General features: G+C 70.4%; 20 protein-coding genes. 14 read left to right on the top strand and 6 right to left on the bottom strand.

All coding sequences use genetic code 11. The features are described 5' to 3' along the window. Positions 1-163: 163 nt before the first annotated feature. The 4 genes from HBB12_RS15825 to HBB12_RS34510 all read left to right on the top strand — a co-directional run bounded on the left by HBB12_RS15825 (position 164) and on the right by HBB12_RS34510 (position 2,990). On the top strand, positions 164-1,531 hold the full coding sequence (locus HBB12_RS15825) for an ActS/PrrB/RegB family redox-sensitive histidine kinase (RefSeq protein ID WP_236990228.1): 1,368 nt from the start codon (positions 164-166) through the stop codon (positions 1,529-1,531). A gap of 43 nt (positions 1,532-1,574) precedes the next feature. After that, complete coding sequence (locus HBB12_RS15820; RefSeq protein WP_236990227.1) at positions 1,575-2,174, top strand: ActR/PrrA/RegA family redox response regulator transcription factor; 600 nt, start codon at positions 1,575-1,577, stop codon at positions 2,172-2,174. 200 nt (positions 2,175-2,374) lie between these two features. Then, the gene (locus tag HBB12_RS15815; protein ID WP_236990226.1) at positions 2,375-2,674 is read left to right on the top strand and encodes a hypothetical protein; all 300 of its coding nucleotides are present in this window, start codon (positions 2,375-2,377) and stop codon (positions 2,672-2,674) included. Further along, the gene (locus HBB12_RS34510; RefSeq protein ID WP_442919277.1) at positions 2,643-2,990 is read left to right on the top strand and encodes a DUF6883 domain-containing protein; all 348 of its coding nucleotides are present in this window, start codon (positions 2,643-2,645) and stop codon (positions 2,988-2,990) included. The genes HBB12_RS15815 and HBB12_RS34510 overlap by 32 nt, the downstream gene beginning before the upstream one ends. A 59-nt stretch (positions 2,991-3,049) precedes the next feature. Here HBB12_RS34510 and HBB12_RS15810 read toward each other — a convergent pair whose 3' ends face one another. Beyond that, positions 3,050-4,648 carry a gamma-glutamyltransferase family protein gene (locus tag HBB12_RS15810; RefSeq protein WP_236990225.1) on the bottom strand — a complete coding sequence of 533 codons (1,599 nt, stop codon included), beginning with the start codon at positions 4,646-4,648 and terminating at the stop codon, positions 3,050-3,052. Positions 4,649-4,867: 219 nt separating this feature from the next. Between HBB12_RS15810 and HBB12_RS15805 the strand changes: the two genes are divergently transcribed. Next, positions 4,868-5,047 carry a hypothetical protein gene (locus HBB12_RS15805; protein ID WP_203158940.1) on the top strand — a complete coding sequence of 60 codons (180 nt, stop codon included), beginning with the start codon at positions 4,868-4,870 and terminating at the stop codon, positions 5,045-5,047. Between the two features lie 10 nt (positions 5,048-5,057). Further along, entirely contained in the window at positions 5,058-6,617 is a 1,560-nt protein-coding gene (locus tag HBB12_RS15800) for an OpgD/OpgG family glucan biosynthesis protein (protein WP_236990224.1), read from the top strand. 59 nt (positions 6,618-6,676) lie between these two features. Here HBB12_RS15800 and HBB12_RS15795 read toward each other — a convergent pair whose 3' ends face one another. From HBB12_RS15795 to HBB12_RS15785, 3 genes are all read right to left on the bottom strand, one after another. After that, the gene (locus tag HBB12_RS15795) at positions 6,677-6,949 is read right to left on the bottom strand and encodes a Txe/YoeB family addiction module toxin (protein ID WP_236990223.1); all 273 of its coding nucleotides are present in this window, start codon (positions 6,947-6,949) and stop codon (positions 6,677-6,679) included. Continuing rightward, the gene (locus tag HBB12_RS15790) at positions 6,946-7,227 is read right to left on the bottom strand and encodes a type II toxin-antitoxin system Phd/YefM family antitoxin (protein WP_236990222.1); all 282 of its coding nucleotides are present in this window, start codon (positions 7,225-7,227) and stop codon (positions 6,946-6,948) included. The genes HBB12_RS15795 and HBB12_RS15790 overlap by 4 nt, the downstream gene beginning before the upstream one ends. 318 nt (positions 7,228-7,545) lie before the next feature. Beyond that, complete coding sequence (locus HBB12_RS15785; RefSeq protein ID WP_236990221.1) at positions 7,546-10,071, bottom strand: glycogen/starch/alpha-glucan phosphorylase; 2,526 nt, start codon at positions 10,069-10,071, stop codon at positions 7,546-7,548. Between the two features lie 646 nt (positions 10,072-10,717). On the opposite strand from HBB12_RS15785, the gene HBB12_RS15780 reads away from it, so the two are divergent. From HBB12_RS15780 to HBB12_RS15760, 5 genes are all read left to right on the top strand, one after another. Next, entirely contained in the window at positions 10,718-12,352 is a 1,635-nt protein-coding gene (locus HBB12_RS15780) for an alpha-amylase family glycosyl hydrolase (protein WP_442919276.1), read from the top strand. Between the two features lie 228 nt (positions 12,353-12,580). Further along, the gene (glgA, locus tag HBB12_RS15775; RefSeq protein WP_272913274.1) at positions 12,581-14,125 is read left to right on the top strand and encodes a glycogen synthase GlgA; all 1,545 of its coding nucleotides are present in this window, start codon (positions 12,581-12,583) and stop codon (positions 14,123-14,125) included. Positions 14,126-14,400: 275 nt separating this feature from the next. Beyond that, positions 14,401-14,736, top strand: a complete 336-nt coding sequence (locus tag HBB12_RS15770) for an ArsR/SmtB family transcription factor (protein ID WP_236990220.1) — start codon at positions 14,401-14,403, stop codon at positions 14,734-14,736. Beyond that, positions 14,733-14,906 carry a metallothionein gene (locus HBB12_RS15765; RefSeq protein ID WP_236990219.1) on the top strand — a complete coding sequence of 58 codons (174 nt, stop codon included), beginning with the start codon at positions 14,733-14,735 and terminating at the stop codon, positions 14,904-14,906. Before HBB12_RS15770 ends, HBB12_RS15765 begins: the two co-directional genes overlap by 4 nt. Before the next feature lie 96 nt (positions 14,907-15,002). Next, complete coding sequence (locus HBB12_RS15760; protein ID WP_236990218.1) at positions 15,003-18,530, top strand: PAS domain-containing hybrid sensor histidine kinase/response regulator; 3,528 nt, start codon at positions 15,003-15,005, stop codon at positions 18,528-18,530. A 6-nt stretch (positions 18,531-18,536) separates the two neighbouring features. Here HBB12_RS15760 and HBB12_RS15755 read toward each other — a convergent pair whose 3' ends face one another. Further along, positions 18,537-19,163, bottom strand: a complete 627-nt coding sequence (locus HBB12_RS15755; protein WP_236990217.1) for a S24 family peptidase — start codon at positions 19,161-19,163, stop codon at positions 18,537-18,539. 149 nt (positions 19,164-19,312) lie between these two features. Between HBB12_RS15755 and HBB12_RS15750 the strand changes: the two genes are divergently transcribed. The 3 genes from HBB12_RS15750 to HBB12_RS15740 all read left to right on the top strand — a co-directional run bounded on the left by HBB12_RS15750 (position 19,313) and on the right by HBB12_RS15740 (position 21,006). Beyond that, a complete protein-coding gene (locus HBB12_RS15750) occupies positions 19,313-19,660 on the top strand; it encodes a DUF952 domain-containing protein (protein WP_236990216.1) in 348 nt (115 codons plus the stop codon). 2 nt (positions 19,661-19,662) lie between these two features. Next, positions 19,663-20,736, top strand: a complete 1,074-nt coding sequence (locus HBB12_RS15745; RefSeq protein ID WP_236990215.1) for a quinone-dependent dihydroorotate dehydrogenase — start codon at positions 19,663-19,665, stop codon at positions 20,734-20,736. 153 nt (positions 20,737-20,889) lie between these two features. Further along, the gene (locus HBB12_RS15740) at positions 20,890-21,006 is read left to right on the top strand and encodes a DUF4372 domain-containing protein (protein WP_236990214.1); all 117 of its coding nucleotides are present in this window, start codon (positions 20,890-20,892) and stop codon (positions 21,004-21,006) included. A 653-nt stretch (positions 21,007-21,659) separates the two neighbouring features. Here HBB12_RS15740 and HBB12_RS15735 read toward each other — a convergent pair. Then, positions 21,660-23,807 carry a L,D-transpeptidase family protein gene (locus tag HBB12_RS15735; RefSeq protein ID WP_236990213.1) on the bottom strand — a complete coding sequence of 716 codons (2,148 nt, stop codon included), beginning with the start codon at positions 23,805-23,807 and terminating at the stop codon, positions 21,660-21,662. Positions 23,808-23,812: the final 5 nt, after the last annotated feature.

Here is a 23,812-nt window from a genome sequence, read left to right as displayed (position 1 = left end):
CTCAACTCCCACGTGTGCCTTGTGCGGTGCGGCATGCAGCCCGGATCCGCCATGCGCCGATCCTGAACCGGCTCCTTCACCGTCGAAGGCAACGCACTGGAGCGCGAAGGGTTTCCGGCTCCGCGCCCTGGCCGGCGGGCGGGCGCGCACTATGGTTTCGAGCATGTTCGAAACCTTGCAGACCGATCTGGTGCGCGATGCCCGCCACCTGCGCCTCGACACCCTGGTGCGGCTTCGCTGGCTCGCGGTGGCGGGCCAGGGCGCGGCGGTGGCCGGCGCCCATCTCGGGCTCGGCCTGCCCCTGCCCTTCGGCTGGTGCTTCCTCGTCATCGCGGCCTCGTCCTGGCTCAACCTCACCCTGCGGATCCGCTACCCGGCCAGTCACCGGCTCAGCGACGACGCCGCGGTGCTGCTGCTCGCCTTCGACATCATCCAGCTCGCCGCCCTCCTCTTCCTCACCGGCGGCCTCCAGAACCCCTTCGCCCTGCTGTTCCTCGCCCCCGTGCTGATCTCCGCCACCGCCCTGCCCCCGGCCCGGACCCTGGCGCTTGGGCTCCTGGCGGTCGGCCTCTCGACGCTCCTCGCCCTGGTCTACCGGCCGCTGCCGTGGTTCGCCGGAGAGACGCTCGAACTGCCGTTCCTGTACGTGTCGGGCGTCTGGACCGCGATCCTGCTCGGAACCGCCTTTACGGGAGTTTACGCTTGGCGCGTCGCCGAGGAGGCGCGCCAGCTCGCCCAGGCGCTGGCCGCCACCGAGCTGGTGCTCGCCCGCGAGCAGCACCTGTCGCAGCTCGACGGGCTGGCGGCGGCGGCCGCCCACGAGCTCGGCACGCCGCTCGCCACCATCACGGTGGTGGCCAAGGAACTCGACCGGCAGCTCGGGCCGACGGCCTCCCCGAGCGTCGCCGAGGACCTGGCGCTGCTGCGCGACCAGGTCGAGCGCTGCCGCGGCATCCTCGCCAAGCTCACATCCCTCGATGCCGACCAGGGCGGCTTCATCGAGACCATTTCCTTGAGCCACCTCGTCGAGGAACTGGTGGCGCCGCAGCGCGCGCTCGGCATCGTGCTCGACGTGACGACGAAGGGCGACGGGCCGGAGCCGGCCTGCCGGCGCAACCCGGGCGTGATGTTCGGGCTCGCCAATATCGTCGACAACGCGGTCGACTTCGCGGAAAGCTGCGTGGCGATCGAGGCGCGCTGGAGCCCGGACCGGGTCTCGCTGGAGATCCGCGACGACGGGCCGGGTTTCGCCCCCGACGTGCTGCTGCGGGTCGGCGAGCCCTATGTCAGCACCCGCAGTGCCGCCCAGGAGGGCGGCACCGGCCTCGGCCTCGGCCTCTTCATCGCCAAGACGCTCATCGAGCGCTCCGGCGCGCAGCTGACCCTCGCCAACGCGGTCGATCCCTCGACCGGCGCGGTGGTGCGGATCGCCTGGCCTCGTCACGTTTTCGAGAGGGAGGCCAAAGGCGGTCGAAACACGGGTACGGGGGATGCCGCACCCCTGACGCAGGCTCGCGACGTTCCTATATAGTTCTCTCAATAGACTGATTGAACTTCGCAAGGAGCGTCGCCGGATGACGCAATACGGAACGTTAAGCCCGGAGGCCCCGGCCGGCACCATCCCGGAGGGCGACGCCCTCCTCAACCATGCCGACCGCAGCCTGCTGATCGTGGACGACGACAAGCCGTTCTCGACCCGCCTCGCCCGGGCCATGGAGGCCCGCGGCTACCAGGTCCACGTCGCGGAGAGCGTGGCCGAGGGCGTTTCGGCGGTGGACGCGAAGCCGCCGGCCTTCGCCGTCATCGACATGCGGCTCGGCGACGGCAACGGCCTCGACGTGATCGCCCGGCTGAAGGAGCGCCGGCCGGAGGCCCGCGGCGTGATCCTCACCGGTTACGGCAACATCGCCACCGCCGTCACCGCGGTGAAGCTCGGCGCCTTCGACTACCTGGCAAAGCCCGCCGACGCCGACGAGATCCACGGCACCCTGATGGCCGAGCCCGGCGAGCGGGCCGACCCGCCCGAGAACCCGATGTCGGCCGACCGGGTGCGCTGGGAGCACATCCAGCGGGTCTACGAGCTGTGCGGCCGCAACGTCTCGGAGACGGCGCGCCGGTTGAACATGCACCGGCGGACGTTGCAGCGGATCCTGGCCAAGCGCGCGCCGCGCTGAGGCGGGCTGATGGAGGAGAGCGGAGGGCTTGGCGCCGGGAGGTGCCGGGCCCTCCGCATGTTGGGGATACACTTGGGGAACCCGTGACGACGATTGGGTTCGACAATCCTGGCAGATGATGGCGCGCGTGCCTCTTGCCCGTGACGCGACGTGCGGACGACCCCCACGCCTGATGGTCCTCAAATCCTGTGGGCGGCGCCGTGACAATGCACCTCGCCTATACCTGGCTTCCGGTCGCATCCGCGTCCATCCACGAACTCGACCAAGTCGTGGTTCGCACGAATGTGAAAGGCGATAAGGCAGAAACCATTCGCGAAGGTTCGTGCGGGACGGTGCTATCGATTCTCGGCGACGGTGCAGCGTATCTGGTCGAGTCCGAGAATCAGAGATTTTCAGAGAACGGCCATCCGATCCCGGTCCTCGCGACCGTCGAGCTGGCGAAGCTGGAGCTGATACCGGGGGCAACGCGTGCAGACCTTGCACCCAGTGCCACCCATTAGATTCGCAATCGATACCCTCAAGATATCTGGTTACCTTCCGAAATTGTCCCATCCGAATGGTGGGCCGAAAGCTCGATATTTCATCAACTGCGGTTTTGATCCGTTTGAGCCCAACCTGCTGGCAGCAGCGCTTCTGGCGCATCCGACACTGCCGAGCAGTGTCTCCCAACCACCAAAAGTCACCATCTACGACGTGCGCTTCCTATTCGGAGGGCCGATCGAGTCGCCGACAGGTCTGACCGGGCGCGTGACATCCGTGTGGCAAGTCCTTCCGTCGGATTCCGTTGGACGGCTCATCACCGCCTACCCGTTCTGATCCGGCGTCATCGGCAGGACGACGGTCCGCCGAAGCTGTGACCGGTCGGGCTCGGTAGCTCACAAACCCGCCGCTCCCCCATCCGACCGCGGATCATGCGTCGCCTCGATCCGCCCGTTGCCGGGATGGCGCACCAAGAGGCCGGCATGGCCCAGCGAGTCGATGTACGAGCCGCCCAGCTCCTCGACCTCGTGCCCCATCCGCGACAAGGCCGCGATGCAGGCGGAGTCGAACCGGTCCTCGACCTTCACGGTCATCGAGTTGGCGCCCCAGGTGCGGCCGAACAGGAAGCGCGGGGCATCCACCGCCTCGGCGACGCCCATCCCATACGTTGCATAGCGGGTGAAGACCTGAGCCTGGAATTGCGGCTGCCCGTCGCCACCCATGCTGCCGTAGGAGAGCACCCGCCCGTCGGCCAGCACGGCCATGGCCGGGTTGAGGGTGTGGAACGGCCGCCGTCCCGGCTCCAGCGGATTGACCGCCTGCGGATCGAGGGAGAAAGCGACGCCGCGATTCTGCCAGGTGAGGCCGGTGCGCGGCAGGACGACGCCCGAGCCGAACTCCCAGTAGACCGACTGGATGTAGGACACCGCGACGCCGTTCTGGTCGATCGCCCCCATCCACACCGTGTCGCCGTCGCCGACCGGGCGGACCGGATAAGGCGAGGCCCGGTCCATGCGGATCGCCGCGGCCTCCGCCGCCAGCCGCTCCGGCGCCAGGAAACTCGCGGGGTCGTGGCGCAGGCGGTCGTAATCGGTCACCACCGCGTCGCGGATCCGGAAGGCCCGCTTCGTCGCCTCGATCAGGCCGTGATAATGCGCCGCCGTCTCGGGGCGGATGGTGCCCAGACGCTCGTAGAGACCGAGGATCAGGAGTGCGGCGAGGCCCTGGCTCGGCGGCGGGCAATTGTAGACCGTCCCGCCCGACAGCTTGAGCAACAGCGGCGCCCGCGACACCGCCCGGTAGCGCTCGATGTCGGTGCGGATGACCGGGCTGCCGGCCCGTTCCAGGTCGGCGGCGATCTCGCGGCCGATATCGCCGCGATAAAAATCCTCCAGCCCGGCATGGCCGAGCTGGTCGAGGGTGGCGGCGAGCGCCGGCAGCTTGCGCAGGGTCCCGGCCTTCGGGATCTGGCCGTCGATCAGGAAGGTTTCCTTGAAGCCCGGCTGGTCGTGGAGCGTGTCGAGTTCCTTCGGCACGTAGCGCGCCTCGGAGGGAGACACCGCCACCCCCTCGCGGGCGTGCCGGACGGCATCTGAGAGCAGCAGGTCGAGGGGCAGGCGTCCGCCGAGGTCGCGGGCGATCCCGCGGGCGAGCGCCCAGCCGCCGACCGCGCCGGCGACCGTCAGGGCCGCGTCGGGCCCCCGCTCGGGGATCGTCTCGTAGTCCTTGTCGCGGTAGCGCCGGATCGTCGCGAGGCTGCCGGCCGGCCCGCAGGCCTCGATCGCCCGCACCACGCCGTTCGGGCCGCGGATCAGCCAGAAGCCGTCGCCGCCAAGCCCGTTCATGTGCGGATAGACCACCGCGATGGTCGCCGCCATGGCGAGCATCGCCTCGACGGCGTTGCCGCCCTCCTGGAGGATCGCCCGTCCGGCCTCGGCCGCGAGGTGGTGGGGAGCCGCACAGGCGGCGCGGGAGAAGACGGGGGTCTCGGGCATCGGGGCTTCGGATGACTCTGGGTTTACGGCGACGTGACGAGTTGGCGAGGCGGGTCCCGCGCGGTTGCGCGGTGCCTGCGGTTCAGGCTAGTCCCCGGAGCCATGAAACGATAGGCGCTTCGCTCGCCCGTCGCCCCGCCACACATCAACCAAGGGTCAGGCCGCGTGCCCGCATCACGATCCCTCAAGCCCCGCAGCCTCCTCACCATCCTCAGCATCATGGTGCTGGTCGGCGTCGAGGTCTTCGCGGTGGCGATCGCGGCGGGCTGGGCGCTCGCCGGCATCTTCGAGCTCGGCGACACCGTCGGCCACGTGCTGATGGGGCTGTTCAGCCTGCTGGCCCTCTACATCATGGTCCAGCTGTGGCAACGGGCCACCAGCATCGAGCCGATCCGCTAAGGGCCCGCCGATGATCGACCGCCGCACGCTGCTTGCCGGCGCCGCGCTCCTGCTCGGTTCCGGCCCTCAAGTTTTGAGCGCCGAGCTGCCTCTCGGGAAACCGGAGGTCTTCAGCTTCGACGCCCTCAAGGCGCGGGCGCGGGAGATGGCCGGCCGGCCCTACGCGGCGCCCGCCATCCCCGACCGCGACGTGCTTCAGGCGATCGACTACGACGCCCACGGCAAGCTGAAATTCAAGCCTGACCACGCGCTCTGGGCCGACGGCCCGAGCGCCTTTCCGGTCACCTTCTTCCATCTCGGCCGCTACTTCCAGAAGCCGGTGCGGATGCACGTGGTCGAGGGGGATCAGGCGCGGGAGATCATCTACGACCCGGCCGCCTTCGAGATGCCGGCGGATTCGCCGGCCCGGCGGCTGCCGCCGAATCCGGGCTTTGCGGGCTTCCGCTTCCAGGAGCGCCGCGGCGGCCCCCTCGACTGGCGCCGCAACGACTGGGTCGCCTTCCTCGGCGCCTCGTATTTCCGGGCGATCGGCGAACTCTACCAATACGGCCTCTCGGCAAGGGGCCTTGCCCTCGACACCGTGATGCCGGACCGGCCGGAGGAATTCCCGGACTTCACCCATGTCTGGTTCGAGACCCCGGCGGCGGAATCCGACACCGTCACGGTGCTGGCGCTCCTCGACGGGCCCTCGGCCGCCGGCGCCTACCGCTTCAAGATGCGCCGCACCAAGTCGGTGGTGATGGACATCGAGGCGAGCCTGCACCTGCGCAAGGATGTCGGCCGCTTCGGCCTGGCACCGCTGACCTCGATGTACTGGTTCTCCGAGACCGCCAAGCCCACCGCCGTGGACTGGCGCCCGGAGGTGCACGATTCCGACGGCCTCGCCCTCTGGACCGGCACCGGCGAGCGGATCTGGCGCCCGCTGCGCAACCCGCCCCGCACCATGGTCTCGGCCTTCTCCGACGAGCGCCCGCGCGGCTTCGGCCTGATGCAGCGCGACCGCCTGTTCGACCACTACCAGGACGGCGTCTATTACGACCGCAGGCCCTCGCTCTGGGTCGAGCCCCTGGGTGATTGGGGCAAGGGCAGCGTCCAGCTGGTCGAGAACGCCACCGACGACGAGATCCACGACAACGTCGTGGCGATGTGGGTGCCAGCTGCGCCCGCTCGCGCCGGGTCCTCGCACGATCTCGCCTATCGCCTGCACTGGGTCGCGGACGAGCCCTATCCGAGCAACCTCGCCCGCGTCGTCGCCACCCGCGAGGGCAATGGCGGCCAGGCCGGCACCGACCGGCCGAAGGGCGTGCGCAAGTTCGTGGTCGAGTTCCTGGGCGAGCCGCTCGGCCGCCTGCCCGCCGGGGTGAAGCCGGAACCGGTGCTCACCGCGTCGCGCGGCGCCTTCCCCCTCGCCCGCACCGAGGCGGTGCCGGACGACGTGCCGGGCCATTGGCGGGCCGAGTTCGACCTGGCGGTCACGGGCGCGGAGCCGGTCGAACTGCGGCTCTTCCTGCGCCGCGGGGACGAGACGCTGAGCGAGACCTGGACGTATCAGTATATTCCGGCGGCGTGACGCCGTTGCTTCCTGGATCATCGTCCGACGAAACGGCCATCGGATCGTCGGACAATGATCTAGTCATCGTAGTGCCATCGACATTGCGCGATCTCGAGGGTATGGGTCGAGCTGGAACCACTCACGCGATAGACGAGTCGGTGCTCCCCCGAGATCCGGCGCGACCACCAACCCTTGAGCTTGAACTTCAAAGGCTCGGGCTTGCCCGTCCCCGTGAAGGGGGTGCGTTTGATCTCCTTGATGAGAGCATTGATCCGTTCCAGCGTGGCCGTGTTCTCACCCTGCCAGAACAAATAATCGCTCCAGGCATCGTCCGAGAAGGTCAACTTCATCCCCCGGCGGCCCCCTTGGGCTGATCGGGTTCGATGAGCGCGCGCTCGATCGTTTGACCTGCGTCGAGCTGCTCGATCGACCGCATCAGTCGCCGGGCGTTGGCGGGCGTGCCCAGCAGGTGCAGGGTCTCCCGGAGGCTCTCCAACTCGGCGAGTGGCAGCAACACCAGCGGTTCGTGACCCTGGCGGGTGACGACAAGCTCTTCCCGGTCACGCTCGACCCTGTCGAAATGGGCGGCGATGCTCTGTCGAAAGTCGGTCAGGCTCACATGGGTCATGGCTGGTCTCTGTACGCCATCACGTACATAGCTTGTGCCGACATCGCCGCCAAGGGGCCGTGCATCGTGAGCTGTCGGTATCACGTGTGGACCTCGTCGGCTCTCGGTGTCCGCCGCCACACAGTCCGGGGCCGAGTTGCCTTCGCAGGGCACATGGATGCCCCTATCCCAGCCGGGCGCGTGTCCAGCACTGTGCGCTTGCTCCAGGCAGGGCAAGATCGAGGCAGGCCGTGGTTTTGCGGCTCGCCCGGACGGTCGCAAAGAAGCCCCGCGGCTCCCGCCGCGGGGCTTCTTGCGTTCATCTCAGGTCAGGCTGCTTCAGCCCACCCGCACCCGCCAGATCTCCTCGGCGTATTCCCGCATGGTCCGGTCCGACGAGAACCACGCGGTCCGCGCCGTGTTGAGGATCGCCGACTTCCACCAGGTCCTGGGCTTGCGCCACGCCGCATCGACCTCGCGCTGGGCCCGCCAGTAATCGTCGAAATCGGCGGTGAGCAGGAAGCGGTCGCCGTGGGTCAGTTCGTCGACGAGCGGGCGGAAGCGGCCCGGCTCGCCCGGCGAGAACCCGCCCGCGGCGATTATGTCGAGGGCAGCCCGCAGGCGGGGCGAGGCCGCGATGGCCCGTCCGGCGTAGCCCGGCTGGCTCTGCGTGCGCTGGACGCCGGCGGCGTCGAGGCCGAAGATGAAGATGTTGTCGGGACCGACATGGTCCTTGATCTCGATATTGGCGCCGTCGAGCGTGCCGATGGTCAGCGCGCCGTTGAGCGCCAGCTTCATGTTGCCGGTGCCCGAGGCCTCCAGGCCGGCGGTCGAGATCTGCTCCGAGAGGTCGGCGGCCGGGATGATCGATTCGGCGAGGCTCACCGAGTAGTTCGGCACGAAGGCCACGGTCAGCCGCCCGGCCACGTCCGGATCGGCATTGACGCGCTTGGCGACGTCGCTGGCGAGCCGGATGATCAGCTTGGCCTGATGGTAGCTCGGCGCCGCCTTGCCGGCGAAGAGCTTGACCCGGGGCGTCCAGTCCCGGTGCGGCTCGGCCTTGATCGCCTGGTAGAGCGCGACCGTCTCCAGGATGTTGAGGAGCTGGCGCTTGTACTCGTGGATGCGCTTGATCTGGACGTCGAACAGGGCGTCGGGATCGAGGGTGATGCCGGCGCGCTCCTCGACCACGCGGGCGAGCGCCTCCTTGCGCTCCCGGCGCACCGCCGCGTAGCGCGCCTGGAAGGCGGCATCGTCGGCGAAGGCGGCGAGCCCTTCGAGGTGGCGCGGATCGTCGAGAACCTTCGCACCGACCGCCTCGACGGCGAGCGCGGTGAGCCCCGGATTGGCGTTGTGGAGCCAGCGCCGGAAGGTGATGCCGTTGGTCTTGTTGACGATCTTGTCGGTGTCGAGGGCGTGGAGCGGCGCGAACACCGTCTGGCGCATCAGCTCGGTGTGGAGCGCCGAGACGCCGTTGACCCGGCGCGCGCCCAGGAAGGCGAGATGGCCCATGCGGACGCGCTTGCCGTGGCTCTCGTCGATCAGCGAGACCTCGGCGAGGTGCTCGGGCGAGCTGCCGTGCTTCGCCACCTCCTCGAGGTGCATCCAGTTGATCAGGTAGATGATCTGCATGTGGCGCGGCAGCAGCCGCTCCATCAGCTCCACCGGCCAGGTCTCCAGGGCCTCCGGCATCAGGGTGTGGTTGGTGTAGCCCAGCGTCTGGGTGGTGACGTGCCAGGCATCCTCCCAGGCCATGCCGTGCACGTCGACGAGGAGGCGCATCAGCTCCGGCACGGCGATGGCCGGGTGGGTGTCGTTGAGCTGGATCGCCGCGTGGTCGGGCAGCGAGCGCAAGTCGCCGCGCTCGACGACGTGACGGCGCACCAGGTCCTGGAGCGAGGCCGAGGTGAAGAAGAACTCCTGGCGCAGGCGCAGTTCCTGGCCGGCCGGCGTGCCGTCGCTCGGATAGAGCACCCGCGAGATCGCCTCGGCCCGGGCGCGCTCGGCGACCGCCCCGACATGGTCGCCGGCATTGAAGCGGGCGAGGTCGATCGCCTCCGGCGCGCGGGCGGCCCACAGGCGCAAGGCGTTGACGTGCTTGGCGCCACGGCCGATCACCGGGGTGTCGTAGGGCACGGCGCGCACGGTCTCGGCCGGGCGCCAGACCCGGCGCAGCGTGCCGTCGGGCTGGACGCTCATGGCGACGTCGCCGCCGAAGCCGACATCGCAGGCGGCCTCCGCCCGCTCGAACTCCCAGGGGTTGCCTTCGGACAGCCAGGTCTCCGGCACCTCGCGCTGCACCCCGTCCTCGATCACCTGCCGAAACAGGCCGTGATCGTAGCGGATGCCGTAGCCGTAGGCGGGAATCGCCAGGCTCGCCATGCTCTCCATGAAGCATGCGGCCAGCCGCCCCAGGCCGCCATTGCCGAGCGCCGCATCAGGCTCGGCACCCGCCACCGCGTCGAGATCGACGTCGAGGCCCGCGAGCGCCGCCCGCACGGTCTCGGCAACGCCGAGATTGCCCATCGCGTCGGAGAGCAGGCGGCCGATCAGGAATTCGAGGGAGAGGTAATGCACGCGCTTCGGGGGCACGATCCCGGCCGAGATGGCACTGGCGGCGACCGCCCGGTCGCGCAGGGCCAGAGCCGTGGCGACGAACCAGTCGCGGTCGCGCGCCGTCGCGGGCGTCTTGCCCAGGGCATAGGCGAGCTTGGCCAGGATTGCGGTGCGCATCACCGTGACCTCGTCGCCCGCCGGCGCGGCGGGCGCGGCGAGCGGTATCCAGGAGCGCGTCGCTTCGGCGGCCTGCGCCTCGCGCGAAGCCTCGTCGCGCTGGCGACCGGACAGATGAACTTCGTTCAGCACCTTGGAAACCCCCTTCCCTGCCGCAGGTCTCGTGTTGCTGCAGCGCGATCTCGTGTCGCGTGCCGTGCAGCAAACCTTCGGCCACGGCAGCATCGTGTGGCTGTGGAACGGCGATGTCGAGACGCCGGGACGAGCTTGAGCGTATGACTGACGCCGTGTTGCTATCCCGACACGTCTCACGGAAACGAGACTTGATTTTGGCGGAGCGGCCTGAAGCGAGTGTGAACGCTTTCGGGGTCGCCCGCAGGCCGGACCTTAGGATTAAGCAATGCCCTTGGGGAATGGCTAACCGTTAGGGCAGGGTTGCGCCAGGGTCCGACCTTCCGGAGTCTGACCTTCCGGCGGCAGGACGTCGCTCTTCCGGCGAATCGGCCGCGGGACCTCCCGGCACGGACGAGGCTCAATCCTCTCGCCACGCCGGCGACGTCATGATGGTGTCGCGGCCACCGGTGATGCAGGTGTGCCACGCTCGTTCTCCGCGCGCGGGCGCGCGGGAACCGGATGCGGCGGGACGGCTTCCCCGTGGGGAACCCGCGCCGCGGGCGCCCCTATAAAGGCGGCCGCCCGGCCGCTCAACCCCCCGTACAAAACTCGATCGCGCCCAATGCGGCGTCTCCCGAAAGCCCCGCACGCGCAGGAGCCCCGTATGACCGAGGACCCGAAGCCCGCAACCCTGCTGGCCGGCGAGCTGTGGTGGAAGGCGGGAATCGTCTACCAGGTCTATCCGCGCTCGTTCCAGGACACGAACGGCGACGGCGTCGGCGACCTCAAGGGAATCACCGCGCGGCTCGACTACCTGGCCTGGCTCGGGGTCGATGCGGTATGGCTGTCGCCGGTCTGCCGATCGCCGATGGCCGATTACGGCTACGACGTCTCCGATTACTGCGACATCGATCCCCTCTTCGGCACGCTCGCGGATTTCGACGCCCTGGTGGCCGAGGCGCATCGCCGCCGCCTGCGGGTGATCATGGATTTCGTGCCGAACCACACCTCCCAGGAGCATCCGTGGTTCCGCGAGAGCCGCGCGTCGCGCGGCAGCGCCAAGCGCGACTGGTACATCTGGCGCGATCCCGCGGCCGACGGCGGTCCGCCGAACAACTGGATCAGCAATTTCGGCGGGCCGGCCTGGACCCTCGATCCCGCGACCGGGCAATACTACTATCACGCCTTCCTGCGCGAGCAGCCGGACCTGAACTGGCGCAACCCGCAGGTGCGCGCCGCGATGATGGACGTGCTGCGCTTCTGGCTCGACCGCGGCGTCGACGGGTTCCGGGTCGACGTGATCTGGCACCTGATGAAGGACGAGGCGCTTCGCGACAATCCGGTCAATCCGGACTATCGGCCGGGTGAGCCCGAGATCAACAGCCTGCTCCAGATCCACTCCGCCGACCAGCCCGAGGTGATGCAAGTCATCGCCGAGATGCGAACGGTGCTGGAAGAATACGACGCCCGGGTGCTGATCGGCGAGATTTACCTGCCGCTCGAGCGATTGGTCGCCTATTACGGCGTCGATCTCTCCGGCGCGCACCTGCCGTTCAACTTCCAGCTGATCCAGACGCCCTGGCATGCCGGCGACGTGGCGCGGCTCATCGCCGAGTACGAGGCGGCCCTGCCCGAGGGCGGATGGCCGAACTGGGTGCTCGGCAACCACGACCAGCCGCGCATCGCCGCGCGGGTCGGCGACGCGCAGGCCCGGGTGGCGGCGGTGCTGCTCCTGACCCTGAGGGGCACGCCGACGCTGTATTACGGCGACGAGATCGGCCTCGGCCGCGTGCCGATTCCCCCCGAGCGCGTGCGCGACCCCTGGGAGCACAACGAGCCCGGCCGCGGCCGCGACCCGGAGCGCACGCCGATGCAATGGGAGCCCGGGCCGCAGGCCGGCTTCTCCACCGTCGAGCCGTGGCTGCCCCTCGACCCGCAGGCCCGGACCCGCAACGTCGAGACCTTGCGCGACGACGCGACCTCGATCCTGACCCTGCACCGCCGCCTGATCGCTCTCCGGCGCGACCATCCGGCCCTCGGCATCGGCGCCTACCGGGCGGTGTCGGTCTCGGAAAGCGTCCTCGTCTACGAGCGCCTGCACGGCGACGCGGTGATCCGGGTCGCGCTCAATTTCGGGCACGAAGCTTGCACGACCGAGGTGCCGCCCGGATCGGGCTGGGAGGTGCTGCTGTCGAGCGCCGGCGGCCGGCGCGGCGAGGGCCCGCAGGACGGGCATTTCGCACTCGCGGGAGACGAGGCGCTGGTGCTCGTCCGGTGCGCTCCGGGGGGCAGCGGCTGATCCGACCTTTACCCGCCTAAGCTCTGCGCTCCACGCGGCACAGCTTTGCGGACCGGCGAGAATCGGGATTTCTTTCTTCCGATCTACGTAAATTTTTCTTGCCGCCCGGCGCCGCCATGATATTGTGCAGTGCACTGGAACCTGGGCGGGAGTAGCGCGTTGTCGTGGCAGTACGCCGCGGTATCGTCCGCTCTTGATCCGTCCGGCTCGCGGCGTGGGGGCTCTTTCATGACATTTCCGGCGTCGGCACGGTCGGCTTCGCAGGCGCCGGCTCTGCCGTCTGGCGGCTCCCCGCGGGGAACCGTCGAGGGTTTGCGCGGCTCGCTCAAGCCGCGGATCCTCTACGCCACGCCGGAAATGGCGGATTTCGTCAAGACCGGCGGCCTCGGCGAGGTCGCGGCCTCCCTGCCCCGGGCTCTGCGCCAGCATTACGACGTTCGCATCCTGATCCCGGGCTATCGCCAGGTCGTCGACCGGCACCCCGAGATCACCGTGGTGGCCCATCTCGCCGGCAGCGCCGAGATGCCGCCCTGCGATCTCGGCCTGATCGAGACCGGCGACGGCCTGCCCGTCTACGTCATCCTCAATTCCGGCCTCTACGAGCGAGACGGCTCGCCCTACGGCGACCAGGGCGTCGACTTCCCCGACAACGACCTGCGCTTCGGCCGCCTCAGCCTCGCCGCTGCCGAACTGGCGCAAGGCGTCGATCCCGAGTGGCGTGCCGACCTCCTGCATCTCAACGACTGGCAGACGGCCCTGGCGCCGGCCTACCTGGCCTGGCGAGGCTTGCGCACGCCGACGGTGCTCACCATCCACAACCTCGCCTATCAGGGTCTGTTCCCCTGGGAGAATCTCGGTCGCCTCGGCGTGCCGGAGAGCGCCTTCCACATCGACGGGGTCGAGTTCTACGGCAAGCTGTCCTTCCTCAAGGCGGGCCTGTTCTATTCGTCGCACGTCACCACCGTGAGCGAGACCTACGCCCACGAGATCACCACCCCGGAATTCGGCTGCGGCCTCGACGGCCTGCTGCGGACCCGCGCCCATCAGGGGCGGCTCGCCGGCATCCTCAACGGCATCGACGAATCGTGGGATCCCCGCACCGATCCTCTCCTCGCGACCCGGTTCGAGCCGGACGACTGGAAGGGCAAGCGCGCGAATGCCGATGCGGTCCGCACCCGCTTCGGCCTCGGCGTCTCGCGCGGGCCCCTCTTCGCCATCGTCTCGCGCCTCGTGCACCAGAAGGGCGTCGACCTGACCCTCGCGGCAGCCGAGTCGATCGTCGCCGAGGGCGGCCAGCTCGTGGTGACCGGCCAGGGCGAGCCGCGCTTCGAGGCCGCCTTCCTCGACCTCGCCCGGCGCCATCCCGGCTCGGTCGGGGTACGGGTCGGCTTCGAGGAGACCGACGCCCACCGCATGTTTGCCGGCAGCGACTTCCTGCTGATGCCGTCGCGCTTCGAGCCCTGCGGTCTCGCCCAGATGTACGCCCAGCGCTACGGCTCCCTGCCGATCGTCCACCGCACCGGGGGCCTCGCCGACACCGTCGAGGACGGCGTCACCGGCTTCCTGTTCGGTGAATCCTCGCTCAAGGGCCTGAGCGGCGCGATCCGCCGCGCCTTCGACGCCTTCGCATCGAAGCGCCGCCTCGGCGCGATGCGCCGCAGCGCCATGGCCCGGGAGTTCGGCTGGGACAAGGCCGCCGACGGCTATTCCTCGCTCTACACCCGGGTGATCGGCAACGGCGCGGATCTGATGCGCGGCCGCGCGGCGGCCTGATCAGGACCGGCATCTCGCCGCGCACGACGCGGCCCTCATCGTTTTGCGCTCATCGACCCCGCGGTGCCGTCGGCACCGCGGGGTCGATCGCGTCCGGGACCTCGGGCGCAGGACCGCCCGGATCCGTCTCGATCGAGAATAGGTTTTTAATCCTATGTACGGCTACGGTTCGATGCCGGGCCGTCGGGCCCCCTCGACGAGCAGTCGCGACTTGACAACTCTCCTTGCGTCAGTAACACATGAATATGTGCTCATGTGTTGAGGAGTGGGTCGGCGTGCAGCCCCTGTCGCCCGGGCAGGTCAGGGATGTGGCGGAGGTGTTCCGGCTCCTGGGCGAGCCGAACCGCCTGCGCATCGTACTCGCCTGCCTGGAGAGGGCCTGCACGGTCGGCGAGATCGGCGAGGCACTCGGACTCTCGCAATCGCTGACCTCGCATCACCTGCGCCTGCTGCGCACCGCCCGCATCCTGCGCGCGGTGCGCCACGGCCGGCACGTCGCCTACGCGATCGACGACGATCACGTGCGCGACGTGTTGCGCAACATGCTCGCCCACCTCACCGAGCCGCACGAGCACGGCCACCACACCCACGACGAGGAACCGGAACCATGACCAGCCCGACCACCGAAACCGTCAAGTGCGCCTGCGAGGATTGCGTCTGCGTGGTGCCCGCGGCGAAGGCCGTGTCCCGCGACGGCAAGGCCTTCTGCTGCGAGGAATGCGCCGAGGGCCATCCCCACCATGCCGGCTGCGACCACGCCGGCTGCACCTGCCACGGCTGACGCGACACCCGGGGGCGTGATTGCGCCCCCCACATGCTCTAAAGCCCCGACCATGTGCAACGCCCGGTTCCCCGGGCCGGAGATGGGCCGATTGCGATGATCGCGGGCTGGACGGTGGTACTGGCGGCCCTCGTCTACATTTGCGCCCTGTTCGCGGTGGCCCATTGGGGCGACGTGGCCGGGCGGACGCTGATGCGCGACGCGCGGGTGCGGCCGACGATCTACGCCCTGTCGCTCGCGGTCTACTGCACCTCCTGGACCTTCTTCGGCTCGGTCGGCCTCGCCAGCCATGCCGGTCTCGACTTCCTCACCATCTATGTCGGCCCGATCCTGGTGGTTGGCCTCGGGCATCGGCTGGTCGCCCGGGTGGTGCGGATCGCCAAGGCCCAGAACTCGACCTCGATCGCCGATTTCATCGCCGCCCGCTACGGCAAGAGCGAGCGCATCGCCGCCCTGGTCTGCCTGATCGCCGTGGTGGGGGCGGTGCCCTATATCGCCTTGCAATTGCGGGCGGTGGCGGCCTCGCTCCAGGTCTTCCTCACCGCCACCGACGGGGTCGGGGCGCCGGCCGGCATGCTGGGGGATCTCGGCCTGTTCGTGGCCCTGGTGCTGGCGGGCTTCGCGGTCGCCTTCGGCACCCGTCATGCCGACGCCACCGAGCACCAGGACGGGCTGACGCTCGCGGTGGCGCTCGAATCCCTCGTCAAGCTGCTCGCCTTCCTCACCGTTGGCGGCTTCGTGGTGGGCTGGATGCTGCGCGACCTACCGGCATCCTCGAGTGCGGTGCACGGCCTTGGAACGCTCGCCGGGCAGACCTCGGGCCCCGCCACCCTGATCGTGCAGACCCTGCTCTCGGCCGCCGCCGTGCTGCTGCTGCCGCGCCAGTTCCACATGGCGGTGGTGGAGAACCGTGCGGTCGCCGATGTCGGGCGGGCGGCCTGGACCTTCCCGCTCTACCTCGTTCTCATCAACCTGTTCGTGGTGCCGCTGGCGCTCGCCGGCCTCGCCCTCTTCCCGGAGGGCACGGTGCAGCGCGACATGACCGTGCTGGCGCTGCCCCTGCACGAGCGGGCCGACGGCATCGCGCTCGTCGCCTTCATCGGCGGCCTGTCGGCGGCGACCGCGATGGTGATCGTCGAATCGGTCGCGGTCGCCATCATGATCTCGAACCACCTCGTCATCCCGGTGGCGCTCCGCCGGCGCAACCTGGTGGCGGGGGCCCCCTCCCCCGAACCCGCTTCCCCGGATCTCGGCGGCTACGTGCTGGTGGTGCGCCGCATCGCGATCGTCGCGGTGGTGCTGGTGGCCTACGCCTATTCGCGGGTCGCCGGCGAGGTGGCGCTCGCCTCGATCGGGCTTCTGTCCTTCGCGGCGGTGGCTCAGATCGGCCCGGCCTTCGTCGGCGCGCTCTACTGGGGCCGCGGCACGGGCCTGGGCGCCGCCGCGGGGCTCACGGTCGGCTTCGCGGTCTGGCTCTACACGCTCCTGCTGCCGAGCCTCGTCACCGGGGACGGCTGGGGTGCCTCGCTCATCGCCGACGGGCCGTTCGGCATCGGCTTCTTGAGCCCGACCGCCCTGATGGGCGTCGACGACTTTCCCCGCCTCGTCCACGGAACGCTGTGGAGCCTCGGCCTCAACACCTTGGCCTATCTCGGCTTCTCGCTCCTGCGCGGGCCGAGCGCGATCGAGCGCCTGCAGGCCGAGGCTTTCGGGCATCAGGCCGGCCTGGGCGCGCCGAGCTTCCGGCTGTTCCGCAGCGCCGTCACCCTGGGCGAACTGCGCGCGACCGTGGCCCGCTTCCTCGGCGAGGAACGGGCGATACGGGCCTTCGAGGACTTCGCGCAAGGACAGGGCCGCGGTCCCCTGCGCGACGACGCGGTGGCGGGCCTGCCGGAACTGCGCCACGCCGAGCATCTGCTCGCCTCGGCGATCGGCGCCTCCTCGGCCCGGCTCGCCCTGTCGCTGCTCCTGCGCCGCCGCAACGTCTCGCCGAAGGCGGCGCTCAAGCTCCTCGACGACGCCTCGGCGGCGTTCCAGTACAGCCGCGACATCCTCCAGCACGGCCTCGATCATGCCAAGCAGGGCATCACGGTCTTCGACCGCGACATGAAGCTGATCGTCTGGAACCGGGCCTTCGCCGACCTCTACGACCTGCCGCCCGACATGATCCAGACCGGCATCGATCTCGAGGCCATCGTCCGCTTCAATGCCGGGCGGGGAGCCTACGGGGCCCGGGACGCCGACACGCTGGTACGGGAGCGCATCGCCGCCTTCCGGCTCGAATCCGGACCGCAGCGCCTGCGCTTGCATCCGAGCGGCCGGGTGATCGAGATCCGCGCCAATCTCCTGCCCAATGGCGGCGTGGTCGCGACCTATACGGACGTGACCGACATGGTCGCTGCCGAGGAGGCCCGCACCCGCCTCAACGAGGAACTGGAGACCCGGGTGCGCGAGCGCACCGAGGAGCTGACCCGCCTCAACGCCGCGCTGACCCGCGCCAAGGCCGAGGCCGAAGGGGCCAACGCCTCGAAGACCCGCTTCCTGGCGGCGGCCAGCCACGACATCCTCCAGCCGCTCAATGCCGCCCGGCTCTATGCCAGCGCGCTCGTCGAGCGTGACCGGTGCACCGACCCGACGCTGGCCGAGAACGTCGATGCCTCCCTCGACGCCGTCGAGGAGATCCTGACCGCGCTTCTCGAGATCTCGCGCCTCGATACCGGGGCGCTCCAACCCCAGCTGTCGATCGTGCGGGTCTCGGAACTCTTCCGCCAGGTCCAGCGCGAATTCGGCCCGATGGCGCAGGAGAAGGGCTTGAGGCTCACCGTGATGCCGTCGTCCCTGGCCCTGCGCTCGGACCGGCAATTGCTGCGCCGGCTCCTGCACAACCTGGTCTCGAACGCCATCAAGTACACGCCGCAAGGGCGCGTGCTCGTCGGGGCGCGGCGTCGCGGCGACCGGGTGGCGCTGATGGTGCTGGATACCGGGCTCGGCATCCCGGCGGCACAGCAGAAGCTGGTCTTCCGCGAGTTCCAGCGCCTCGACCAGGGCGCGCGGGTGGCCCGCGGCCTCGGACTCGGCCTATCGATCGTCGATCGGACCGCGCGGCTCCTCGACCATCCGGTGAGCCTCGCCTCGCGGCCGGGCCGCGGCTCGGCCTTCTGCGTCGCCGTGCCGGGCGCCCCCATGCGGCCGGTGGTCGAGGCGCAGGGCGAAGCGCCGCGCCCGGCCACCGTGCCGCTCGCCGGATTGACGGTGCTGGCAGTCGACAACGAGCCGGCGATCGTCGACGGGATGCGGGTTCTCGTCGGCAGCTGGGGCTGCACCCTGCACACCGCCGGCTCGCTCAGCGAAGCCCTGGCCCTGGTGCTCGGCGGCCGTTTACGCCCGGACGTGATCGTGGCCGATTACCACCTCGACCAGGGCACCGGCCTCGACCTGATCGCCGGATTGCGGGCGGCGCTCGCCGCCGACATCCCGGCGGTGCTCCTCACCGCCGACCGCTCGCCGGACGTCCGCGACGCGGCGGGCGCCCAGCGGGTCCAGGTCCTGAGCAAGCCGCTCAAGCCGGCCGCGCTCCGCGCCCTGCTGACCCGGTGGCGCGACCAGAGGGCGGCCGCGGACTAGTTCGGGTCAGTGCCGCACCCACATCACCCGGGCCATCCAGGTAATCTCGGAGATCGGGACGATCCGGTCCGGCTCGCCGAGGACCGGCGCGCCGAGTTCGGCGGCCCGGGCGGTGCGCCGCTTCAATTCGGCGACCAGGATGTCGCCGCCGTCCAGGCACGTCACCACCCGGTCGCCCTTGCGGATCGCCGCGGTGGGGGAGACCACCAGGACGTCGCCGTCCCGGTAGAGGGGGGCGAGGACGCCGTTGCGCACCTCGATGGCAAAGCAGCGTTCCGGTCCGAGGCCCGGCAGGACCACTTCCTCGACGACGCTGCCATTGCCCGGCAGGCCGTTGGCGCCGATATGGCCCGCCGCGGCCTCGCTGCCGATCAGCGGCACCGCGATGCGGGCATCCGCGCTCCGCGGCTCGATCAGGCACAGGAAATCGTCGAGGGTGGCACCGGTGGCCGCCAGGATCTTGGCGACCGATTCCGTCGAGGGCCAGCGCTTGCGCCCATCCGGGCTCACCCGCTTCGAGCGGTTGAAGCTCGTCGCGTCGAGCCCGGCCCGCTTGGCGAGGCCCGAGGCGGTCAGGTTGTTGCGCTCGGCGAGGTGATCGATCGCGGACCAGATTCGCTCGTGGGACAGCATGGGAGACCTGGCCTGACGCGGGGCGGTGTTCACCACTGAACTAACAAATGTAAACTACCGAACCCTCACCGAAAGGCAACGGGCGTTGCCGGCCCGTCCCGGGGCGGCTATCGCTCGCCCCCACCCCGCCGAGGAGGCTCGCGGCGTCCATGACCCTCATCTACAAGATATGCCCCGCCGCCCTGTGGCGCGACGCCGAGGCGGCCGGCCGGTTCGACGGCGCGGCGGTCGATCTGGCGGACGGCTTCATCCACTTCTCGACCGCCGCGCAGGCCCCCGAGACGGCCGCCAAGCACTTCGCGGGACAGGACAATCTTCTCCTGATCGCGATCGACGCGGAGGCGCTGGGGGAAGCCCTGCGCTACGAGCCGTCCCGCGGCGGCGCCCTGTTTCCGCATCTCTACGGCCCGTTGCCGCTCTCCGCCGTCCGGCACGTCGCAAAACTGCCGGCCGGGCCGGATGGCGTGCATGTTTTTCCAGATATCATAAGGGGTTGATCGTGCTCTCGGCCGTATTTCCGCTCGTTCGCCCCGTGTTGCAGGCCCTCGATGCCGAGACCGCCCACAACCTGACCCTGGGGGCTCTCGCGCGCCTTCCCCTGCGGCGCCCGCCAGTCGACGACCCCCGTCTCTGCGTAACCGTTATGTCGCGCCGCTTCCCCAACCCGGTCGGGCTGGCGGCGGGATTCGACAAGGGTGCGCGGGCGCCGGACGCGCTGCTCGGGCTCGGATTCGGCTTCGTCGAGGTCGGCGGCGTGGTGCCCCGGGCCCAGCCGGGCAACCCGCGCCCGCGGGTCTTCCGGCTGCCGGAGGACGGGGCGGTGATCAACCGGTTCGGCCTCAACAGCGAGGGGCTGGCGGTGGTGCGCGCCCGCCTCGAGGCCCGCCGCGGCCGGCCGGGGATCGTCGGGGTCAATATCGGGGCGAACAAGGAGGCGGCCGACCGCATCGCCGACTACGTCGCCTGCACGCGGGGGCTCGCGGGGCTCGTCGACTTCGTCACCGTCAACGTCTCCTCGCCCAACACGCCGGGCCTGCGCGATCTCCAGGGGGAGGCCTTCCTCGACGACCTGCTCGCCCGGGTGGTCGCGGCCCGCGACGAATCCGGGGCGGGAACGGCCATCCTCCTCAAGATCGCCCCGGATATCGGCCTCGACGGCCTCGACGCGATCACCGCCACGGCACGCCGCCGCGGCGTCGACGCGCTCGTCGTCTCCAACACCACCGTGGCCCGGCCGGCGAGCCTCGCGGCGGCGGCGAAGGGAGAGACCGGCGGCCTGTCCGGCCGACCGCTCTTCTCGCCCTCGACCCGCCTGCTCGCCGAAACCTTCCTGCGGGTCGGGGCCGCGCTGCCGCTGATCGGCGTCGGCGGGGTCGATTCGGCGGAGGCCGCCTGGACCAAGATCCGGGCCGGCGCGAGCCTGGTGCAGCTCTATTCGGCGCTGGTCTATGCCGGCCCGGGCCTGGTCGAGGAGATCAAGGCCGGGCTGGTACGCCGGATGGAGGCGGAGGGGATTCGGAGCCTGGCCGACGTCGTCGGGCGGGATGCAGAGGAGCTGGCGCGCTCGGCGTGAAGCGCCGACCTTACTGAAGGCCGCACCGTCCGAACCCTCTCCCCTCTGCGCAGGGCTGTCCGGGGAAAATTCTCGGGTAGGTGCTATGCCCTGCCACGCCGGAGGTGCTCCGGGAGCCGTCCGGTTGTCGAGACACGAGCATCCGGGCAGGACATGCACGCCAGCGATATCCGCTTCGTTCAGCTGCTGGGAGGATTCGATCGCCAGCAGATCGCCGAGGGCGTCGCGCGCCACGGCGCCGACGCCTACGACAAGCGCTTTTCCTCCTGAGACCGCTTGCTGGCGCCGATCTTCGCCAGCTCAGCCCGGCCGCCAGCCTGCGGATCCTGGAGGTGGCCCGGAACGCTCACGCGGCGGCCCATCGCCAACTCGGCACCGGGCCGCTGCGCCGCTCGACCCTCCCGGATGCCAACCAGCGCCGGCCGCTGGCGGTGTTCACCGAGACCTTCGGCGGCCTGGCCGGCCACCCGGCCCAACACCAACATGCGCCTGCGCGTGCGGACCCGCCGCCCCCTGCCGCCCAAGCCGAAGCGGGAGGGCGACGGCTTCACGCTGCTGGCCGACCACGCGGTCGCCCTGGCCAGCAAGGGTGATTCGCGCCTGGGCATGGGCACGGGCCGGATCCAGCTGCGCCGCCACTGTCCCGCGGGTGCCGATCCTTGCGCTTCGTCGACCTGCGGCGGCAGGGCTTGTTCGAGCCTCAAACCTGGACCGAGGTCACAGACCTGCTCGTACCAAGACAAACCGCGACACCGATCACGACCACGCGCTGCAGGAGAACGGACCGTGCCTCCTAGCTTCTCCGGACAGCCCTGCCGCCCGCGGGGAGACGGGAAACCCGCGTTCTTCTCGTCTCGAAAGTTCCCCTGACGAACCTGTATCCTACACGGACGGAGCGGGCGGGCACGGGCCCGCCCGCTCCGTCACCACCACCCACGCCGGATCGCCCCGGTCTCGCCGAAATAGTCCGGCGCCGGCTGCACCGCCGCCGGTTCCTCGGCCTCGGTCGCGGTGGCGACCGGACGGCGCGGGGCCGGACGGTGCGTGGGCGATTGATGCTGGGCGAGGTCGCGGCTCGGCCGCGGCGCGGCGCCGGGGGCCGTGGTGGGCTTGACTGTGGTGGGCTTCGGGCCGGCGACCTTCGGCTTGTGGCCGGCCTCGGGCGGCAGCGCCTCGTTCGAGAGGCCGAGCGCCACCTTCACCCGGGCATTGACGCCGTAGAGGTCGGGCAGGCTGCGCAGGGTTCCGTTCGCGTCGGCCTCCAGGGTGAAGTAGGCGAGGTGGACCGGGATTTTTTCCGGCAGCATCACGGTGCGCTCGCCCTTGCCGATCAGGCCTTTCAGCCGCTCGGTCGGCCAGCGCGGCCCGAGCACCACCTGCGCGAAGCGGAACGGATCGTCGACGCGCACGCAGCCGTGGCTCAGCGCCCGCTCGGAGCGGGAGAACAGGCTGCGGTTCGGCGTGTCGTGCAGGTAGACCGCGTGGTCGTTGGGGAACATGAACTTGATGAAGCCGAGCGCGTTGCGCTCGCCCGGCGGCTGCCGGATGGCGATGCCGTTGCCGCGCTTGACCACCTGGTAGCCGAGGCGGGCGGCGTAGTTGGGGTCGCGGGCCAGCCCCGGCAGGAACTGGCTCTTCAGGATCGAGGGCGGCACCGTCCAGGACGGGTTGACCACCGCGTAGGTCATCTCGCCGGAGAAGATCGGGGTCGGCGAATCGGGCTTGCCGACGATCGTGCGGGCCTCGTCGAGGACGCGGCCGTCGCGGATGACCCGCACCTTGAATTCGGGGATGTTGACGAAGACGTGGGTGCGGCCGAGATCGGCCGGCAGCCAGCGCCAGCGCTCCATGTTGGCGAGGAGATCGGCTTCCTGCCTGTCCGGCGCCGGGCCGGCCAAAGCCGCCACGGTCGCCGGATCGAGGACGCCGCTGGCCTTCATGCCGCGCTGGCGCTGGAAGCTCGCCACCGCCGTCGCCACGCCTTCGTCGTAAGCCGTGGCGTCCTGCGCACCACCGATCCCGAACCGGGCCCGGATCAGCGGCACCCGGGCGTCGCGCATGCCGGTCTTCAGCGCCGGGCCCTTGGGCAGGCGCACCATTGGCACGGCACGGTTCGGCTGCTGGGCGCGCAACGAGGCGAGCTTCGCCTTGAGGGCGAGGTAGCCGGGCTGGCCCGGATTGTAGGCCTGGAGCAGGGCGCCGGCATTCGCGCCCGCCGGGGTCAGGCGGGTCAGCACGGCGTCGGCGCTGGCCAAGTCGAGCTTGGGGGTGATGAAGCGCGACAGGCGCGCCGGGTCGAGGCGCCCGCCGCGGGCGTCGCGGGCATAGAGCACGGCGGCCGCCGAGAGCTTCAGGTCGGCCTCGGCCCGGTCGGCCGGCGTGGCGTGGGGCGGATCGAGGAGCGGGATCGGATAGGCGAGAGGATCGAGCCCGTCCTCGCCGGCCGCCTGGAGCCGAGCGATCACCGCCTTGGCGGCGTCGGACCAGCCAGTGTCGGTGAGCCAGACCGACTTGAACGCGCCGAGGGCGTAGAAGGCCTGCATCGCCTCGCGCTGCTTCGTGTTGAGGCGGCGGATCAGGCTGAAATTCGGGTCGGCGAGGCGCGCCGCCACCACCTCGGCGACGGGATCGCCGGGGGCGGGCGGGGGCAGGGCGGGCGCCGCGGCCTCCGTCGGAGCGGGGCCCGCATCCGCGGGTGCCGGCGCCGCCGTGCCGGGCAGGGCGGCGGGCTGGACCGGAGCGGCCTCCGGCGGAACGGAGGTGGGTTCGGCCGAGGCGGAAGCGGGCTTTGCCGCATCGCCGGCCTTGCCGTCCGCCGAGGGCGTCGGGACCTCCGGCTTCGTGACTTCCGACCTGGGGATCTCAGACCTGGGGACCTCCGGGCTGGGCTTTGCCGCGTCCGGGATCGTGGTGATCGCCGGAGGCGGCGTCGCGGTCACGCCCGCGACCGGCCCCGGCACCGCGGCGACGCCCTCGGCCCGCGCCCCCGGCAGGCCGGATTGCGCCGCCAGCAGCACCGCGAGGGTCGCTGCCGCGCCCGCCTTCCGCCCGGTCCTGCGCCTGGGAGCCATGGTCC

Origin of the sequence: Methylobacterium sp. SyP6R, from assembly GCF_019216885.1 — a bacterium.
Lineage (GTDB): Bacteria > Pseudomonadota > Alphaproteobacteria > Rhizobiales > Beijerinckiaceae > Methylobacterium.
The sequence above is the reverse complement of the archived record's forward strand: the minus strand, read 5'-3'. Positions and strand labels throughout refer to the sequence as shown.

Excerpts from the sequence above, each read along its gene's own strand:
- HBB12_RS15825 (WP_236990228.1), top strand. The coding sequence starts at position 164 with ATGTTCGAAACCTTGCAGACCGATCTGGTGCGCGATGCCCGCCACCTG.
- HBB12_RS15820 (WP_236990227.1), top strand. The coding sequence starts at position 1,575 with ATGACGCAATACGGAACGTTAAGCCCGGAGGCCCCGGCCGGCACCATC.
- HBB12_RS15810 (WP_236990225.1), bottom strand. The coding sequence starts at position 4,648 with ATGCCCGAGACCCCCGTCTTCTCCCGCGCCGCCTGTGCGGCTCCCCAC.
- HBB12_RS15805 (WP_203158940.1), top strand. The coding sequence starts at position 4,868 with ATGGTGCTGGTCGGCGTCGAGGTCTTCGCGGTGGCGATCGCGGCGGGC.
- HBB12_RS15800 (WP_236990224.1), top strand. The coding sequence starts at position 5,058 with ATGATCGACCGCCGCACGCTGCTTGCCGGCGCCGCGCTCCTGCTCGGT.
- HBB12_RS15795 (WP_236990223.1), bottom strand. The coding sequence starts at position 6,949 with ATGAAGTTGACCTTCTCGGACGATGCCTGGAGCGATTATTTGTTCTGG.
- HBB12_RS15790 (WP_236990222.1), bottom strand. The coding sequence starts at position 7,227 with ATGACCCATGTGAGCCTGACCGACTTTCGACAGAGCATCGCCGCCCAT.
- HBB12_RS15780 (WP_442919276.1), top strand. The coding sequence starts at position 10,718 with ATGACCGAGGACCCGAAGCCCGCAACCCTGCTGGCCGGCGAGCTGTGG.
- glgA (WP_272913274.1), top strand. The coding sequence starts at position 12,581 with ATGACATTTCCGGCGTCGGCACGGTCGGCTTCGCAGGCGCCGGCTCTG.
- HBB12_RS15765 (WP_236990219.1), top strand. The coding sequence starts at position 14,733 with ATGACCAGCCCGACCACCGAAACCGTCAAGTGCGCCTGCGAGGATTGC.
- HBB12_RS15760 (WP_236990218.1), top strand. The coding sequence starts at position 15,003 with ATGATCGCGGGCTGGACGGTGGTACTGGCGGCCCTCGTCTACATTTGC.
- HBB12_RS15755 (WP_236990217.1), bottom strand. The coding sequence starts at position 19,163 with ATGCTGTCCCACGAGCGAATCTGGTCCGCGATCGATCACCTCGCCGAG.
- HBB12_RS15750 (WP_236990216.1), top strand. The coding sequence starts at position 19,313 with ATGACCCTCATCTACAAGATATGCCCCGCCGCCCTGTGGCGCGACGCC.
- HBB12_RS15740 (WP_236990214.1), top strand. The coding sequence starts at position 20,890 with ATGCACGCCAGCGATATCCGCTTCGTTCAGCTGCTGGGAGGATTCGAT.
- HBB12_RS15735 (WP_236990213.1), bottom strand. The coding sequence starts at position 23,807 with ATGGCTCCCAGGCGCAGGACCGGGCGGAAGGCGGGCGCGGCAGCGACC.